At 33.3% G+C, this 18,197-nt stretch carries 11 protein-coding genes and 7 pseudogenes; all 18 read right to left on the reverse strand.

What is annotated here, in order from left to right; translation table 11 throughout:
- Nucleotides 1-9: 9 nt before the first annotated feature.
- Nucleotides 10-462 carry an acetyl-CoA carboxylase biotin carboxyl carrier protein gene (locus ABLV90_RS12100; protein WP_427704323.1) on the reverse strand — a complete coding sequence of 151 codons (453 nt, stop codon included), beginning with the start codon at nucleotides 460-462 and terminating at the stop codon, nucleotides 10-12.
- Nucleotides 459-1,469 carry a biotin-dependent carboxyltransferase family protein gene (locus tag ABLV90_RS12105; protein ID WP_460872692.1) on the reverse strand — a complete coding sequence of 337 codons (1,011 nt, stop codon included), beginning with the start codon at nucleotides 1,467-1,469 and terminating at the stop codon, nucleotides 459-461. The genes ABLV90_RS12100 and ABLV90_RS12105 overlap by 4 nt, the downstream gene beginning before the upstream one ends.
- Before the next feature lies 1 nt (nucleotide 1,470).
- Nucleotides 1,471-2,193: a 5-oxoprolinase subunit PxpB gene (pxpB, locus tag ABLV90_RS12110; RefSeq protein WP_427704319.1), complete on the reverse strand. Its 723-nt coding sequence runs from the start codon at nucleotides 2,191-2,193 to the stop codon at nucleotides 1,471-1,473.
- 296 nt (nucleotides 2,194-2,489) lie between these two features.
- Nucleotides 2,490-2,967 (reverse strand): annotated as a pseudogene (gene greA / locus ABLV90_RS12115) (transcription elongation factor GreA).
- 27 nt (nucleotides 2,968-2,994) lie between these two features.
- Complete coding sequence (gene udk / locus ABLV90_RS12120) at nucleotides 2,995-3,618, reverse strand: uridine kinase (protein WP_057512344.1); 624 nt, start codon at nucleotides 3,616-3,618, stop codon at nucleotides 2,995-2,997.
- A pseudogene (locus tag ABLV90_RS12125) lies at nucleotides 3,618-4,887 on the reverse strand (peptidase U32 family protein). The gene udk and the pseudogene ABLV90_RS12125 overlap by 1 nt, the downstream one beginning before the upstream one ends.
- Before the next feature lie 13 nt (nucleotides 4,888-4,900).
- Nucleotides 4,901-5,825: pseudogene (locus tag ABLV90_RS12130) on the reverse strand (peptidase U32 family protein).
- Nucleotides 5,822-6,463, reverse strand: a complete 642-nt coding sequence (locus ABLV90_RS12135; protein WP_460872693.1) for an O-methyltransferase — start codon at nucleotides 6,461-6,463, stop codon at nucleotides 5,822-5,824. The pseudogene ABLV90_RS12130 and the gene ABLV90_RS12135 overlap by 4 nt, the downstream one beginning before the upstream one ends.
- Nucleotides 6,464-6,910: 447 nt before the next feature.
- Entirely contained in the window at nucleotides 6,911-7,243 is a 333-nt protein-coding gene (locus tag ABLV90_RS12140; protein WP_285323293.1) for a DUF1292 domain-containing protein, read from the reverse strand.
- Between the two features lie 16 nt (nucleotides 7,244-7,259).
- Nucleotides 7,260-7,688 (reverse strand): Holliday junction resolvase RuvX, encoded by a 429-nt coding sequence (ruvX, locus tag ABLV90_RS12145; RefSeq protein WP_002507439.1) that lies wholly within the window; start codon nucleotides 7,686-7,688, stop codon nucleotides 7,260-7,262.
- Nucleotides 7,689-7,691: 3 nt separating this feature from the next.
- A complete protein-coding gene (locus ABLV90_RS12150) occupies nucleotides 7,692-7,952 on the reverse strand; it encodes an IreB family regulatory phosphoprotein (protein WP_046465485.1) in 261 nt (86 codons plus the stop codon).
- Between the two features lie 68 nt (nucleotides 7,953-8,020).
- Nucleotides 8,021-10,653 (reverse strand): annotated as a pseudogene (alaS, locus tag ABLV90_RS12155) (alanine--tRNA ligase).
- A gap of 353 nt (nucleotides 10,654-11,006) precedes the next feature.
- A pseudogene (locus tag ABLV90_RS12160) lies at nucleotides 11,007-13,402 on the reverse strand (ATP-dependent RecD-like DNA helicase).
- Nucleotides 13,403-13,405: 3 nt separating this feature from the next.
- On the reverse strand, nucleotides 13,406-14,071 hold the full coding sequence (locus ABLV90_RS12165; protein WP_460872694.1) for a tetratricopeptide repeat protein: 666 nt from the start codon (nucleotides 14,069-14,071) through the stop codon (nucleotides 13,406-13,408).
- A gap of 124 nt (nucleotides 14,072-14,195) precedes the next feature.
- A pseudogene (gene mnmA, locus ABLV90_RS12170) lies at nucleotides 14,196-15,309 on the reverse strand (tRNA 2-thiouridine(34) synthase MnmA).
- Nucleotides 15,310-16,453, reverse strand: a pseudogene (locus ABLV90_RS12175) (cysteine desulfurase family protein).
- Between the two features lie 60 nt (nucleotides 16,454-16,513).
- On the reverse strand, nucleotides 16,514-16,786 hold the full coding sequence (locus ABLV90_RS12180) for a hypothetical protein (RefSeq protein ID WP_460872695.1): 273 nt from the start codon (nucleotides 16,784-16,786) through the stop codon (nucleotides 16,514-16,516).
- The gene (locus ABLV90_RS12185) at nucleotides 16,783-18,144 is read right to left on the reverse strand and encodes an ATP-binding cassette domain-containing protein (protein WP_460872696.1); all 1,362 of its coding nucleotides are present in this window, start codon (nucleotides 18,142-18,144) and stop codon (nucleotides 16,783-16,785) included. Before ABLV90_RS12185 ends, ABLV90_RS12180 begins: the two co-directional genes overlap by 4 nt.
- Between the last annotated feature and the right edge of the window lie 53 nt (nucleotides 18,145-18,197).

Raw genomic sequence — 18,197 nt, forward strand, 5'->3', positions numbered from 1 at the left:
TTCTTTCACTTATTTTATTTTAATAATCGTCTGATTATATTCGACATTCGCACCATGTTCTACTACGATTTCCTTCACTACACCATCTACGTCACTTTTCACTTCATTCATTACTTTCATCGCTTCAATAAAACCAATCGTATCACCTTTATTTATTTCATCACCAACATGAATGATGGGCTCAGTAAGCTCTTTTTCATCTTGTTGGAAGAACGTACCTACCATTGGTGATTTAACTTCCTTAAAGTTGTCATAGTCCTCTGCTTGACCGTCTGCTACAATTTGATTTTGATTGAACGCTTGGTTTGCTACAGTTTGTGAACTATTATCGGAAGAAAATGAATGCACTTTATTATCATTAAAATCTATTGCTATTTCACTTTTACTATCTTTGTATTCAAATTTCTTAACTTCATTTTCTTTTACTAATTTTATTAATTGCTCGATTTTTTCAAGATTCATTTTAATTCCCCTTTTAGTAATTTTTTGATACGTGAAGCCGTTGGTCTGAATTGAGCCGTATTATAAATAGGTGTATCGATTGTATTTTCTAATACTTTCTTGAAATCTAATTCTTGTTGTTTTAATTTTTTTGTTGTCGCTTCAATCGTTGTCCATTCAAAATGTAGCACGTCCCCTGGTTGTTTCTGTGCTAAAATATGTAAATCTGAAGCACATACAGTAGCAATTTTTGTATAACCACCAACTGTTTGTTTATCATTCAATAAAATAATTGGATTGCCATCGTTTGGAACTTGAATGCTACCTAAAGCTACTGGTTCAGAAATGATATCCGCAGAATCTGTTGGTGAAATTATCTCACCTTGTAAGCGATATCCCATGCGGTCTGATTTTTCAGAAATTTTAAAATCAACTGTTGTTAATTTATCTTGCGCATCTTGAGTGAAACGATTTATTTGTGGTCCTTCGATAATTTGAATTGTATCTTTATTAAATGGTTCAGTATTTAATTCTAAACTGTAGCCTACTTTAGAAAGGTATGTATCATCTTGTTTACACAAAATTACATCATCTCGTTTTAAGGCACGTCCCTTATATCCTCCGATATGACTACGTGTATGAGTAGCATAACTACCAGCCGCAATTGGAACATACAGGGGTTTACCTAACAAAATATAACCTCTCGCACCATTAACTACGGCACCTAGTTCCAATATATCGCCTTTTTTTACTGAAGTTACTGTTTGAACATCAATCACTTCATCATTTATCTTGGCATTAAATTGTGCACCAGTGATAATAAAAGAATTATCTTCTAAAAATTGAAGTGTTGGCCCAATGATTGTGCATTCAATTGCAGGCCCTTCATTTCCAATAAGTGTTTGACCTAATCTATATGCATATTGATCTAACACGCCCGCATTTGAAAATCCTTGGTTTTGAAAACCAATTCTACCTTGATCTTGTATTGTGCTAAATAGTCCAGGATTCAAAATTTTTATAGACATATTAAATTTTCACCCACTTTTCTATATCAAAATTGTCATGTTGTTGTTCATCTAATATACGATGGTATGTTTCTTCTTCAATAGCATAAAATTTTATATAGTCTCCTGCGCCATATAAACACATAGGTTCTCTATGAATATCAAACACTTTAATTGGCGTGCGTCCTATAATTTGCCAACCACCAGGCGATTGTTTTGGATATAGTCCTGTTTGATTATTAGCAATACCTACAGAGCCTGCATGAATGCTTGTCCTTGGTTCTTGCCGTCTTGGCGTATGTAATTGTGTATCTAATCCTCCTAAAAAAGGAAAACCAGGCATAAAACCTAGCATATAAATTAAATAAGCATTTTCAGTATGTATTCGTATAACCTCTTTAGTAGTTAAATTGTTATGTGATGCTACCTCTTGAATATCTTGTCCATAACTTCCACCATATAACACTGGTATATTAATCGTTTGTGTTGGTGTAGCTGTATCATTAAATTTTGTTATCTCTATTTGATTTAAATTAAGCGCTTTAATTATATGGGTTAAATCACTTTTACTGATATCAATGGTTAACATAATTGCACGATACGAAGCAACTACTTCAATAATAGCTGGATTGTTTTGTGCTTTAATATATTGTTCAACGCGTTGTACCTTTTGAAACGTATCAGGATCAATACGCTCTTCAAAATAAATCATAATCGTTTGTTCATTAATTAATTTATAATTCAAAGATTATGCCCCCTTTATTACATTTACAATATAGTTTATCTTCAGATAAACTATATTGTGCACATGCTATTGATAGTATATCATTTATTTTAAAATTGTGTTTAATAGAAAAAGTTATTACTAATAATAACTAAACGTTTATTAAACAAAGTATATTAGTAAATAAAATAGCAATATTATTCTAAAATTTCATTCTTATCATTAAGTTAACAAAATGTTACCATCAAGTATATAAATACTTTTGCATAGTGTAAAATCCCCCTAAATATCCTTGAAGATATTTAGGGGGATTAATTTTATTTAATATTTTTAATAATAACGTTTATTTCGCCACCATTTGGTAACGGTACACGTACTTCATCTTCTAATTTCTTACCAATTAAACTTTTAGCCATTGGCGATTCATTAGAAATCTTACCATTGAATGCATCAGATTCAGCCGAACCAACAATTTGGTATTCTTCTTCTTCTTCGCCTGGTAATTCTACAATTGTTACTGTTTTACCAATTTTAACTTCATTGTTATCACCAGTATCTTCGATAATCTGTGCATTACGTAACATATGTTCTACACGTTGAATATCTTGTTCGATAAATCCTTGTTCGTCTTTTGCGAGCATCGTACTCTGAGTTCTCAGATAAGTCACCAAAAGAACGTGCTACCTTAATTTTTTCAACGACTTCTGGTCGTTTAACTGTTTTTAATTCTTCTAACTCATGTTCTAGTTTCTCAAAACCCTCTTGAGTCATTGGATATTGTTTTTGATTTTCCATTATGTCATCTTCCTTTACATATACATACTATTGTTTACTTACTAAAGTTTGAATCTTTGTCGTCATTATATCGATTGCTACTTTATTACTGCCACCTTCTGGAATAATAATATCTGCATATCTTTTAGTAGGTTCTATAAATTGATTATGCATTGGTCGCACCACATTTAAATACTGATTTATAACAGAATCCATAGTACGGCCTCTTTCTTCAGTATCTCGAAGTAACCGTCTTAAGATACGCAAATCAGCATCAGTATCAACATAAATTTTGACATCCATTAAATCTCTTAATGTTTTGTTTTCAAGCGCAAATATACCTTCCACGATAATAACATCTTTTGGCTCAAATGCAATCGTTTTATCACTTCTCGTATGATTTGAATAATCATACGTTGGAACTTCAATTTGTTTCCCATTTCTCAAATCATTTAAATTCTCGATTAACAAATCATTATCAAATGCAAATGGATGGTCATAATTGGTTTCCAAGCGTTCATCAAAAGTTAAATGCGATTGGTCTTTATAATAATAGTCTTGAGCCAATAGTGCAACACTATGACCTTCTAAATTCTTCATAATTTCATTTGTTACTGATGTTTTCCCTGATCCAGAACCGCCTGCAATTCCTATAATTGTCGTACTATTCATTATCCAATTTCCTTTCTCATCATGTTGTTGGCATAAATTGGATGATCGACTTTGATTTGCACGATTTGCAATGGGTGGCGTGCGAGCATCAAGTTCATTACCTTCTTCATCATAAATTGTATCCACAACTTGTCTAAATGTTTCAATTTCAGGGCCAAAAAATTCGATTTCTTGTCCAGGTTCAAATTTATTACGTTGTTGCACTGTAGCTATATGGGTAGAACTATCATAATCTAATACTAAACCACAGAAGTCAAATGAAGCATTCTTTTTATTTTGTTGCCCAAACATTTGTTCTTCATAACCTGGCGTACCTTCAATAAACGCTGAAGCCGTATCTCTATTGGCACATTTATCTAATTCGATTAACCATTCTGGCTTGATTTTAAAATGTTCTGGATCCTCCGCATAAGCATCGATGACTTTGCGATACACAGAAACAACTGTTGCAATATAGTGAATAGATTTCATACGTCCTTCAATTTTTAAAGAATCAACACCAATATCCATCATTTTTGGTATAGCTTCGATTAGTTTTAAATCTTTAGGACTCATTGCAAATGGCGCAACTTCATCATCGCCATAGAATAAATCTAAATCGCCGTCTTGATCTATATGTAACAAGTCATAATCCCAACGACAACTTTGACAACAGCCACCTCTATTGGAATCGCGCGCTGTCATATGATTGCTTAAAGTACATCTTCCTGAATAAGCAATACACATCGCACCATGTATAAAAGACTCAATTTCAATATCTACTTTTTCTTTCATCTCTTTCATTTCCATTGCTCCAGTTTCACGAGCTAATACCACTCGATCTAAGCCTTCTTCTTTCCAAAATTCAACGGCTTTATAATTTGAAAGAGATTGCTGTGTAGATAAATGTATCTCTAATTTAGGAGCCACTCGTTTACATGTTTCAATAATCAGAGGGTCAGCAACGATAATGCCTCTTGCACCAGTTAAGGCCAAATCACGCAAATAATCATCTAATCCATCTATATTTTCGTCATGCGCAATGATATTTGTAGTGACATAAATTTTAGCACCATAGCGTTGAGCAAATTCAACGCCTTCTTTAATTTCATCCATTGTAAAATTATCTGCATTTGATCTTAAACCGTATTCTTGTCCACCGAGGAACACAGCATCTGCCCCATAGTGTACTGCAATTTTTAATTTTTCTAAATTACCAGCGGGTGCCAGAAGTTCAGGTTTATTCATTTTAGGTTTATTATGTAATTTAACTTCTTCTAAAACTTTCACTGTTAAACCTCCATCAATATACTGTTTGTTTAAATAAAAAGCCTTCGTCAAACGGACGATGTTCTGGTTGTATAGCTTCAATTGGATCGACAAGCATAAATTTTTCATCTTCATAAACTTCAGGATCTTCATTATATAAATCAATGGCTTCTCTATATTGTTCTGTACATACGTTAATATACGTTTCTGATTGTAATACACCATCTATTTTCAATGCATCTATACCAGCTGCTAAAAGTGGTTCTAGCTCTTCAATTAGACATATATCATTAGGTGACATGATATGTGTGCCATTATAATCCTCATACACGGGATATTTATTATCACGTTCTTCATCGTATAATAATAATTCATTTGCTTCTTTATTTCTTTCAATTTTCATTTGTCGTTCTTGAAATGTATAATAATTGCCTAATAACATACGTTTAGATTGGAACATGCAAGTCATTCCATGCACTTGAACTTCAATCTCAACATCAGCGTTTTCTTTAATGTTAATAATCTCTTCTAAACTAAGTTCTCTAGCTAATTGAGCACGTTGTGCACCTTTTTTACCCCAATAATTACATTGAAAGTAATTGGTAACTAGTGCTTCAGCATCCCAATTTAATGGAATTGGATGTGCTTGTTGTTTTACAAACATAACCACTGTTGGGTCACCAAATATAATACGGTCTACTTTAATTTCATGCAAAAAATTAATATAAGACGCCAATGCGTTCAGATGATAATTATGAAAAATGCCATTAACTGCGAGCATAAGCTTTTTTACCTTGACTGTGTATTAAATCCACAGCTTTTATCATGTCATCTTTATTAAATTCACCTGCAAGTCTTAAGCCGAATTTTTGTTCGCCAATTACAAAAGCATCAGCACCTTTTTCAATTAATACTTCAATATGTTCAACAGATTTGGGTGTTACTAATAATTCTGTCATTTTGATTCCCCTTTAATTGAAATTGCCAAACCATCATCCATGTTTAAAAAATTAGTAGTATAATCTGTGTGATTCATTAACCATTCATTGTAATCTTGTACTTTCTTTACCATTTGTCGGACATTTCTATTACGAACAACAGAGATATCAGATACAAAGCCGTGATAAAGTACATTGTCAGTAACAACGATGCCACCTATTTTTAATAAAGGCGTATAAAGTTCAAAAAACTTTTTAGATTGTGCCTTCGTCGCATCAATAAATATCATATCATAGCCGCGATCACTCACATTTTCAACTTGCTCTAATGCATCGCCTTCAATTAATCTGATTTGGTTATAATATTGAAATAACTCAATATTTTCTTTCGCTTTATCTTGCATTTCTACATTACGTTCAATTGTAGTCACATTAATTTTTTCAGAAATAGAAGCAAATTGCATTGCGCTATAACCAATTGCAGTTCCAATTTCTAAAATATTAATAGGTTTATGTAATCTAATAATTTGTTTTATCATTTCTAAAGTGAGCTTATCAACGATGGGCACTTGATTTTCCTCTGCATAGGTTCTTAATGATTCAATATTTTTATCAGTTTGCTTATGCAAATTTAACAAATATAACTGATTATTATCCATTTTCATAACTTCCTTTGTTGTAAAATGATACTTTTTGTTTAAATAATAAAATAAATCAGTCAGAATAAATTGACTGATTGTCTGCAATAAAAGTAATTGGTAACTCGCTTTTTATAAGGATACGCGTTCGATTATTGATATTTAAATATATCATCAATATACATAACGTACGATTGAAATTAACTTTATATATTTTACCATAAACTAGCACAAAATATAAGTGTAAATTGTGTTTCAAAGCTGTGCTGAGCTTTATATAGTTGTTTTCCAAAACGGAAGCCTCTGTTTAGAATATGAGCTGAACAGGGACTTATGCCAACAATATAAAAAACTGTCAACAAAACCTCACACGTTTGTTGACAGCAAGAAAGGATGATTTCTAGTGAAATCATCCTTTAGTTATTTATTCGTCGCTATACGAGGCTATATGTGGCCTCTACAGTGATTTTATTCGTGGTCGTGATCGTGGTCATGATCATCCATTTCAGTATTAACTACTTCTTCAATCATGTCCCATTCTTCATCTGTTTCAACTGGTAAGAATTTACCACCTTCACCATTTTCGTCTGGTTCATTGATCATTGGTACTAATTCAACTAAATCTTCATCATCAGATTCAGCGCCTTCTTCAGCAAGAATAACATATTCTTTCTTGAATTCTGGGTGGAAAAATTCTAAAACTTTACGGTATAAAACTTCATTACCTTCTTCATCATATAGTGTTAATAATTCCTCTTCGTTGTTAATTTCTAATTCTGCATCTTTATTTTGTTCTGTCATTATTAAACGCTCCTTTTTATTGAATAGAGTCTAAATAGCCTTGCAGTATAAAAACTGCTGCCATTTTGTCTATTACTTTTTTTCGTTTCTGTCTAGAAACATCTGCTTCCAGTAAAGAACGTTCTGCGGCCATGGTACTTAATCGTTCATCCCACATAATTATCTCTACAGATGGCAGTGCTTCTTGAAGTTGCTCCTTGTATTGTAACGAAGCCTCGCCTCGAAATCCAATAGAATTGTTCATGTTTTTAGGTAAACCTATAACAACAGAGCCAACATTCTCTTTTTTTATAATTTTTACTAATTGTTCAATACCTAGTTCATTGTTTTCTTCGTCTATACGGAGTGTGTCTAATCCTTGGGCTGTCCAACCCATTAAATCACTTACTGCAATGCCAACAGTCTTACTTCCAACGTCTAAACCTAATATTTTATGCTTTAACATATATTATTTTGAATTCTCTTGTAAATAATTCGAAACAAGTTCTTCCATAATATCGTCACGATCTATGCGGCGTATTTGGTTTCTGGCCTCGTTATTACGAGGTATATAAGCTGGATCACCTGATAGTAAATAACCTACGATTTGATTTACAGGATTGTATCCTCTTTCTTCCAACGTATTATAGACATTTTGCAATACTGTTTTGACATCTTCTTTTGGAATTTCATCGTAATTAAACTTCATTGTTTTATCAAAATTTTCCATTCTTTTAGCACTCCTTCGTATCAAGTAAAAAAGTTCTTATTTACATTCTACATTACTATGCACTGAAGTTATAGAGATTTAATGTAATCTTTAATGAAACGTAATGATTCTGTGATGTTTTCAGGTTGAGTACCTCCACCCTGAGCCATGTCAGGACGGCCTCCGCCTTTTCCTCCTACAATAGGTGCCATGTTTTTAATAATATCTCCTGCTTTCACTTTAGCAGTTAATTCTTTTGGTACAGTGGCAACTAATGATACTTTTCCATCCACGTTACTTACTAATACGATTACTGTATCTTGTAATTTCGATTTAAAGTCATCCATCGTTTCACGAATTGCTTTGGCATTTGCAACTTCAACTTCTGTTGCTAAAACTTTCAAGCCATTTATATCTTCAACTTGGTTAGTGATATCACCCATTTTCAAGGCTGTAACTTCTTTGTTTTTTTGCTCTAATTGTTTTGTAAGTTCTTTTTCATCAGATTGCATTTGCACTATTTTTTCAAATACTTGTTCATCTGTTTTAACTTTAACTTGAGTCTTAACAGCATTAAATTTCTCTTGTACAGATTCTAAATATAGAAATGCTGATTTACTTGTAAATGCTTCGATACGACGCACGCCTGCACCTGTACCTGATTCACTAACAATTTTAAACAATCCAATTTCAGACGTATTATTCACATGGATACCACCACATAATTCAATAGAGTATGGTGCCATATTTACAACTCTTACTACATCACCATATTTTTCACCAAATAGTGCCATAGCACCTATTTGCTTAGCCTCATCAATTGGCATTTCTTGGATATTAACATCGATGCTATTCCAAATTTCTTCGTTAACACGTTGTTCAACACGATCAATTTCTGCTTGACTCATAGGACCGAAATGTGAGAAATCAAATCTTAAACGGTCTGCTTCAACCAATGAACCAGCTTGATTAACATGATCGCCTAACACTTCTTTTAAAGCAGCATGTAACAAGTGCGTGGCACTGTGGTTTTTCTTGATTGTACGGCGGTCTTCGTGATTCACGCTTGCAGAAACTTCAGCATCTTTTCTAACTGTTCCAAACTGAACTTCACCTGTATGTAAGTTCTGCCCGTTTGGTGCTTTCGTTACTTCAGTCACGGCAATTTCAAATTGTTCGTTACTGATTATACCTTGGTCTGCAACTTGTCCACCACTTACAGCGTAGAAAGGTGTTTCACTTAATACAAAATGAATTGTTTCTCCGAGCTTCAACTGTATCTACTAATTCTCCGTTATAGATAATATCAGTAATCGTTGTTGCTTTATCCATGATGTCGTAACCTACAAACTGACTTTCAGTAGTTATTTTTTTCAATACTTCACTTTGAACCTGCATAGATTGAGAACTTTGACGTGCTTGTCTTGCTCTATTTCTTTGTTGTTCCATTTCAATTTCAAAAGTCTGCATATCAACAGAAAGGTTTTCTTGTGTTGCGATCTCTTCAGTTAATTCAACTGGGAAGCCATAAGTATCATATAATTTAAACGCATCTTTACCATTGATTTCCTGAGTTGAATCTTTAGCTTTTGCAACTAAATTATTTAATATCGCAAGTCCTTCTTCTAAAGTTTCGTGGAAACGTTCTTCCTCAGATTTAATAACACGTTTAATAAAATCTGATTTTTCTTTTACGTTTGGATAATAAGGTTCCATAATATCCGCAACAATATCAACCAACTGGTACATAAATGGTTCATTAATTTCTAGAGATTGACTGAATCTTACAGCACGGCGTAACAATCTACGCAATACATAACCTCTGCCTTCATTAGCGGGTAATGCGCCGTCGAGCAATTGCGAATGCAATTGTACGTATATGATCAGAAATCACTTTAAAGGCAACATCATAGGCATCTTTTTCTAAGTACTTTTTGCCAGAAACTGCTTCAACTTCATGAATAATAGGCATAAATAAATCAGTTTCATAATTTGTACGTACATTTTGGGCGATAGAAGCCATTCTTTCTAGACCCATGCCAGTATCAATGTTTTGATTTGGTAATGGTGTATAAGTGTGATCTTTATTATGATTAAACTCGCTAAACACTAGATTCCACACTTCTAAAAAGCGTTCATTTTCTCCACCAGGATACATTTCTTCTTCAGGATCATCATGACCAAATTGATCGCCACGATCATAGAATATTTCAGTGTTGGGACCAGATGGACCTTCACCTATATCCCAGAAATTACCTTCAATACGGATGATTCTACTTTCTTCTAATCCCATTTCTTCATTCCAGATTCTATATGCTTCCACATCTTCAGGATGAACTGTGACATAAAGTAATTTCGGATCCATTGCCATCCATTTCTCACTTGTTAAAAATTCCCATGCAAATTGGATTGCTTCTTTTTTAAAATAATCACCAATTGAGAAGTTTCCTAACATTTCAAAGAACGTATGGTGTCGTGCAGTAAAGCCTACGTTTTCAATGTCATTAGTACGAATTGCTTTTTGTGAATTCACTATACGAGGTTTTCTCGGTGTTTCTCTACCATCAAAATATTTTTTCAATGTAGCAACACCAGAGTTAATCCATAGTAAAGAATCATCATCAATAGGCACTAACGGCGCTGAAGGTTCAACCATGTGTCCCTGTTCAACGAAATAATCAATAAAACTTTGTCTAATTTCACTAGCTTTTAAGTTTTTCATCCTTAAAATTCCTCCATCTCAAATCAAGTTATAACAGTTATAAGAAAAAATTGAAAATAAAAAACGCCCATCCTCATAAAAGGGACGAACGTTTCGCGGTACCACCCTGGTTATAAGCATTAGTAAATCTATTTCTATCTAAACTTTAAAGATTTACATATCAGACGATAGTTATTCTTAAAATTTACTAACTCACACTTATCACTTAATTAGTTAATATTTATACTGACATAAAGCAGCGTTCAACTGTATTATCTGTACTTTCCACCAACCAGTACATCTCTTGTTGTCTAACACAGTCTACTCACCTTTATGCTAAGTTAATTATATTGTATTTACTTTCGTTACTAATGTCAATCTTCTACAAAGTCGTATGGTGAAATGTCTCCCATGTTGATCATTGGGTTAATTTTAAAGATATTATCTTCAGTCAAAATGATGTCTGCATCAATTGTTTTACTGATTGCAATACTATCTTCAGCATCTTCAGTTACTTCGTTGCTGAAATAAGTTTTCAGAAATGTGCATAATTGTGTCATTCTCACTTGACCGTGTGTTTTCAATCCAATATCAAATGCTTGTGGGTCACCTAAAAATATAAGCGACTGCTTCGCTCGGGTAAGCCCTGTGTATAAAATAGGTTTTTGTAACATTCTAAAATATTGTTTGACCATTGGCATAATGACTATAGGAAATTCAGAACCCTGAGACTTATGAATAGATGTGCAATATGCATGTGTTAATTCTAATAAATCTTTTCGAACAAACGTTATTTCATTGCCATCAAAATCAACGACAAGTATGTCTTTATTTAATGCATTTTCTTTCGCCCAAAATATACCTACGATTACACCGATATCACCATTGAAAATATTATCACTTGGTCGGTTCACAAGTTGTAAAACCTTATCACCTTTTCTAAAAACAACATCACCAAACTCAATTTCTCGAGTATCTTTGTCTTTAGGGTTCAATATATCTTGCAAGACTGTATTAAGTTTTTTTATACCGCGGAACCTTTATACATAGGTGCTAACACCTGAATATCACTCATGTCATATCCTTTATTTACTGCACTTGTCACTACTTTTTCAACTACTATGGGTATTTGTTCAGTCGTACATTTGATAAAGTTACGATCATGGAAACGCTGTGTGATATTAATTGCTTCGCCCAATTTCATTCTATGTGCCAACTCAATAATGCTAGAACCGTCTTGTTGTCGGTATACTTCAGTTAAATTAACACGGGGAATGACTTTTGAATCGATTAAATCTTTAAACACTTGTCCAGGACCAACAGATGGTAATTGATCTTCATCACCTACTAATATAACTTGTGCGTCTATAGGTACTGCACTCAAAAATTGATGGAATAGCCATGTATCAACCATCGACATCTCATCAATAATAATAAGTTTTGCTGATATTTCATTTTCTAATATGTCTTCAGGTTGTGTATCTTGATTCCAACCAATTAGGCGATGTATCGTCATTGCTTCTAAGCCTGTAGATTCTGCAAGCCGCTTCGATGCCCTGCCGGTAGGTGCGGCAAGCACAACTGGGTAATCGTCATTCTGGTAATCATCATAGTCTAACGATAATCCATGGATTTCTGCATATAACTCTACGATACCTTTGATTACTGTCGTTTTACCAGTACCTGGACCCCCAGTGAGTAGCATGATTTTAGTATTGATTGCAGTTTGCGGCGCGTCTCTTTGTGAGTCGGCATATGTTACTTCATTACGGTTCTCTATTTCACCAATTTCAAGTAATAACTCTGATTGCTCAATTTCTTTTAATTTATTTGTATGCGTAAAATTGCGATATAAGTTTTGAACGCTTTTCAACTCTGAATAATACAAACTTGGTATAGCAACTTCATTTTCTTGTTGGATTAATTTCGTATCATTTACTAAATCTTGCAATACATTGATAAGTTGTTGTGCATCAATCATTTCTGTTGGTGGTTGAGACAACATATCTTGTGTCATTTCCAGAACATTATTTGTAGGTAAATATGTATGACCTTGTTTAATACATTCTTCTTCTAAAACATATAATAAACCCGCTTTTAAACGTTCATCATCATTAAATTGAATACCCACGTTGCGCGCTAAAGTATCTGCTTTATTAAAACCGATTCCTTTTACATCATAAACCAATTGGTAAGGTGTATTTTCAACAACTTTAAGTGTCTCACCTAAATAGGCTTGATATATTGCCATAGCGAGCTTCGGACCAAAACCTAAATCGTGAAGGCGTATAATAATTTGTTCTGTTTCTTGATTACTGGCGATTTGTTCTGCAATTTGCTTTTGTTTCTTTTTCGGTAGACTCGGTACTTTTTCTAAAACGGCAGGGTCATTGAGTATATCGCTTATGGCATTCTCGCCTAACTTATTTACAATGCTTTGCGCCGTTTTTTTACCAATACCTTTAAAAAGGTCACTGGATAAATAACTAATGATTGCTTCTTTTGTTTGTGGTAATTCTTTTTCAAACGTTTCAGCTTTGAGTTGCTTACCATATTTAGAATGTGTTACAACTTGACCTTTAAACGTATAGACATCACCTTCAGCAATTTCTGGAAAAAACCCTACAATTGTAGGCATTGAATCGAAATCTTCATTTGTTTCAATTGTATCTACCTTTAAAACCGTATAAAAGTTTTCTTTATTTTGAAATAAAATGGCATCTACGGTTCCTTTAATCATTGAATTATTAAATAATGTAGGGTCTTCCATTAGTTATTCCTCCTCTGCTATAGATTTAAAAGTTTTAATTGCGTGTTGGCTCATCACGTGTTCTGGATTAGCCTCTACTGCACGTTCAAAAATTTGAATTGCTTGTGTTGTATCTTCAGTTTGCATATAAGTAGCTAAGCCTAGATTATATAAAGCATCTGAATGCTTTTCATCTAAAGTTAATACATGGTTCAATTGAGTCATTGCTTGTTCAAACATTTCTAAATGACATAATACAAGACCATATTGAAATTGAACTTCCACGTCTTTACGGTCATCTTTTTCAGCGACAGTCATTAGGAACGGTAATGCCTCTTTAAATGCCTCTAGTTGATTAAATGACATACCAATCATATAATTCGTATCCACTAAATCTACTTTGTATTTTAGCGCTTGTTGATATAGTTTGATTGCTTCACTAAAACGTCCTTCATTATAATATACATTACCTAAATTATAATAAATCGCACCATTCTCTGGGTCGAGTGTTATTGCTTTTTGAAAAAACTTTTCAGCCTTTTCAACTTCACCCGCTTCGGCGATTAGAATACCCGCATTTATGTAATTTTCAACTTCTTTAGGATTTTCTTCAATATTTGCAAATAATGCTGTTAATGCTTCTTCAATATTACCTTGTTTAATTAATTTATATATTTGTTCTTGATCCAATTTAAACCCTCATTTCTGACTATTCATTATAACATTTGCTCATCTTTTTTAAATCATATTTTAGAAAAAGAAATCGTTAGTTACTATAATATATAGCTTACTAACGATTTCTAAGTAAAATGTATTAAACGACGTAACTTAACTGACCTGATTCTTTGAATACATCATCAATTGTAGCGCCACCTAAACATACATCACCATCGTAAAGTACGACAGATTGACCCGGTGTGATTGCACGAACTGGTTCAGCAAATGAAACGCGAATTGCATTGTCATTTTCTTTTTTAACAAATACTTTAGTATCTTTTTGGCGATATCTAAATTTAGCAGTACATTCAAAGCCTTCTTCTAAATCAACCGTATTCACAAATGAAATGTCAGAAGCGATTAAATAGTCACTGTATAGTGCCTCATGATGAAAACCTTGTTCTACATATAACACGTTGTCGTCTAGATTTTTACCTACTACAAACCATGGATCTCCATCTCCACCAATACCAAGACCGTGACGTTGACCAATTGTATAGTACATTAGTCCTGCGTGTGTACCAATTTTATCCCCTGCTAATGTAACCATATCACCAGATTGAGTCTGGTAGGTATTGTGATAGAAATTCTTTGAAATTACGTTCTCCTATAAAACAAATACCTGTAGAATCTTTCTTTTTCGCAGTAGCTAAATCTTGTTCTTCAGCAATACGACGTACTTCTTTCTTCTCAATATCACCTATTGGGAACATAACACGAGATAATTGATCTTGCGATAATTGATTTAAGAAATAAGTTTGGTCTTTGTTATTATCGACACCACGTAACATTTCAACATGACCATCTTCATGGCGTCGTATGCGAGCGTAATGACCTGTTGCAACATAATCTGCACCTAATTTTAATGCATGTTCTAAGAATGCTTTAAATTTAATTTCTTTATTACACATTACATCTGGATTAGGCGTGCGCCCTTTTTTATATTCATCTAGGAAATAAGTAAATACTTTATCCCAATATTCTTGTTCGAAATTAACAGCATAATAAGGTATACCGATTTGATTACATACAGCGATTACATCATTATAATCTTCTGTAGCCGTACAAAACCCACTCTCATCAGTATCATCCCAGTTTTTCATAAAAATGCCTATGACATCGTAACCTTGTTCTTTTAATATGTGTGCCGTTACAGAACTGTCTACGCCACCTGACATACCGACTACCACACGTGTATCTTGATTTGACAACTATATTTCCTCCTTAAATTTGTGATAAATTTTGTGTATTTCTGCAGTTATATATTTAATTTCTTGTTCAGTCGTTTGTTCATTAAAGCTAAATCTTACAGAGTGTTTTGCGCGTTCTTCATTGCCATACATTGCTATTAATACGTGCGATGGTGTTGTTGTTCCTGCTGTACATGCGGAGCCTGACGAGACATATATATTAGATAAATCCAATAAGGTGAGCATCGTTTCTACATCAACGAAAGGCAAATATAAATTAACGATATGTCCTGTTGAATCTGTCATAGAACCATTCAATTCAAATGGAACCGATCGCTCTTGTAATGTCACGAGAAATTGATTTTTCAAATTCATTAAATGAACGTTATTATCGTTTATATGATTATTGGCTAAAGCCAAAGCCTCAGCTAATCCTACAATTTGCGGAAGATTTTCTGTACCGACTCTTCGTTTTGCTTCTTGTTCTCCGCCTAATTGTGGGAATTGCAATATTGTTTCATCTTTGACTAATAACGCACCCACACCTTTAGGGCCTCCAAATTTATGTGCAGTAATACTCATCACATCTATGTTAAATTCATGAAAATCTATTTCAAGATGGCCTATTGCTTGAACTGCATCAACATGGAACAAAGCGTTAGATTCAGCGATGATGTCGTCAATGTCATACATAGGTTCGACTGTGCCAATTTCGTTATTAACAAACATGATTGACACTAAAATTGTTTCATCCGTAAGTGTTGCTTTTAATTGGTCTAGTTGTATTAAGCCTTCGTGATCCACATCTAAATAAGTGACTTCAAAGCCTTCTTTTTCAAGTTGTTCAAATACATGGAGTACAGAGTGATGTTCAATTTTAGATGTAATGATGTGTTTACCTTTATGTTGATGTTCGTACGCAATACCCTTTATTGCAGTATTATTAGATTCAGTAGCGCCACTTGTAAATATAACTTCACTTGGCTTAGCACTAAATATCTTCGCTACAGTTCTACGCGACTCATCGAGATATTTTCTTGCATCTCTTCCCATACTATGAATAGAAGAGGGATTACCATAATGAACGCTATAAACATCTATCATCTTATCTATAACTGCTTGTTTGACTGGCGTTGTTGCGAGCATAATCTGCATATACTTCCATGTTTGACACTCCTAACAATTTTATCAATGTTCCAATGATAGCACCATCTAATCAAATTTTCTAGTTGTCTGTTTCAAAATGTCCACTTTCATCAATTGTTTTGTAATCATCTATTAATTTCAATGTATCGTCTGTATTTGACCTGCGATATTGAGTAAGCGTTAAATTATGAAGTTGCTTATTGGATACTTCCCAATGTGTTGCTGTAAATCGTGATTGTAAGTACTGGTCATGTGTGACAATAAGCACTTGACCAGTGAAACTATGAATCATGTCCATAATCAAGTCCTGTGTTGCGATATCAAAATAGTTTGTTGGTTCATCTAATATCAATAAATTGGGTCTCGAGAAAAATAATAATACAAACTGTAGCCTGCTTTTTCTCCCATTGATAAATAAGTAATGGGCTCCTTAATTTTATCTTGGTCAAAACCAAATGAAGCTAAAATCGTTTGAGCGTGATTAAGTGTCATACCTTCTAAATCTAACAAAGTATTTAAAGGGGTCTCACAGTATGTTAAATTATCATTTTGTTGATCAAAATAACCTATTTTAAGTGAAGGTGTAATATAAATATGACCTTGATCAGGTTTTAATGTTTGTCTAATCAAGCTGATTAATAGTGATTTCCCACTACCATTGCGTCCTGTAAGCAAAATGTTTTCATTATTCTTAATTTCGAAATTCGCTTGATCATAAATACAAAGGTTATTTATTGAAATACTGAAATTTTCTAGCCTTAATAAGTAGCGTTTGCGCATGTTTTCATGTTGGTCAAAATAAAACCTTCTGCCATCTTTTTCAGGTTCTTCTAGTTTATTTTCGTTTAATTTTTGATTTAATTGTGACGCTTTTACTTTTGATTTTTGCGCTAATTTACTTAATCGCTTTTGCTCAGATGGATCGCGAACACTTGTTGTTTGCTTAGAAGCGACATGCCATTCTTTAACTCTCTTGATAGTATCCTCAAGTCGCTTAACTTCTTTCTGCTGTTTTTCATAAGCATTCACTTGTGTTTGAAACTCTAAATCTATAATTTCTTTGTACTGGTTATAATTACCCGTAAATTTCCTTGTCTGCGTTCGATTTATTTCTATGATATGACTAGCAGTTGCATTGATAAATCCACGGTGATGCGATACATAAATGATTGTCCGCTTTGATTTATTCATGTGCGTTATTAAATCATTTAGCATCGTTTGATCAAGATGATTAGTTGGTTCATCTAATAGGATTAAATCTTTTTCTGAAATAATTGAACGTAATAATGCGACGCGTGTTTGTTGACCTCCGCTTAAAAGGCTAATTTCCTTGTCTAAATCAGTTTCGCTTAAATTAAATAAATTCGCCTGTGTTATAATTTTTTGTTCTAATTCATAGCCATTATATGCTATAAAATCAGCTATTTTTTCATAGTTATAAGTTATTTCTTTTTTTAATTTTAATATTTCTGGAAATAAAGATAAAATGAATTCCATTCCAGTTTCATAATAATAATCTGTCATTTCTTGCTTCATAAGATACGCATTGTCTCTATACTTTAAGTATAGTTCATTTAGTAAGGTTGTTTTTCCAACACCATTATCACCCACAAAAGCTATGTGTTCTCCTTTTTCAACACTTATATTTACGTGATTTATCAGCGTTTTACCATATTTTTCAAATGGTTTTTGAACATAATAAAAAGACATATCAATTTCCTCGCTTCCAAGGACATGACATGCCATAAATACATACTGCAATC

It is taken from the genome of Staphylococcus sp. 2S1, assembly GCF_046721335.1.
GTDB classification, from domain to species: Bacteria; Bacillota; Bacilli; order Staphylococcales; family Staphylococcaceae; genus Staphylococcus; species Staphylococcus equorum_A.

Bases quoted from the DNA above. Each gene is read 5' to 3' on its own strand.
- ruvX (WP_002507439.1), bottom strand. From the start codon at position 7,688: ATGTTAAAGCATAAAATATTAGGTTTAGACGTTGGAAGTAAGACTGTT.
- ABLV90_RS12185 (WP_460872696.1), bottom strand. From the start codon at position 18,144: ATGTCTTTTTATTATGTTCAAAAACCATTTGAAAAATATGGTAAAACG.
- ABLV90_RS12140 (WP_285323293.1), bottom strand. From the start codon at position 7,243: ATGACAGAACAAAATAAAGATGCAGAATTAGAAATTAACAACGAAGAG.
- ABLV90_RS12100 (WP_427704323.1), bottom strand. From the start codon at position 462: ATGAATCTTGAAAAAATCGAGCAATTAATAAAATTAGTAAAAGAAAAT.
- ABLV90_RS12150 (WP_046465485.1), bottom strand. From the start codon at position 7,952: ATGGAAAATTTTGATAAAACAATGAAGTTTAATTACGATGAAATTCCA.
- ABLV90_RS12135 (WP_460872693.1), bottom strand. From the start codon at position 6,463: ATGGATAATAATCAGTTATATTTGTTAAATTTGCATAAGCAAACTGAT.
- ABLV90_RS12105 (WP_460872692.1), bottom strand. From the start codon at position 1,469: ATGTCTATAAAAATTTTGAATCCTGGACTATTTAGCACAATACAAGAT.
- udk (WP_057512344.1), bottom strand. From the start codon at position 3,618: ATGAATAGTACGACAATTATAGGAATTGCAGGCGGTTCTGGATCAGGG.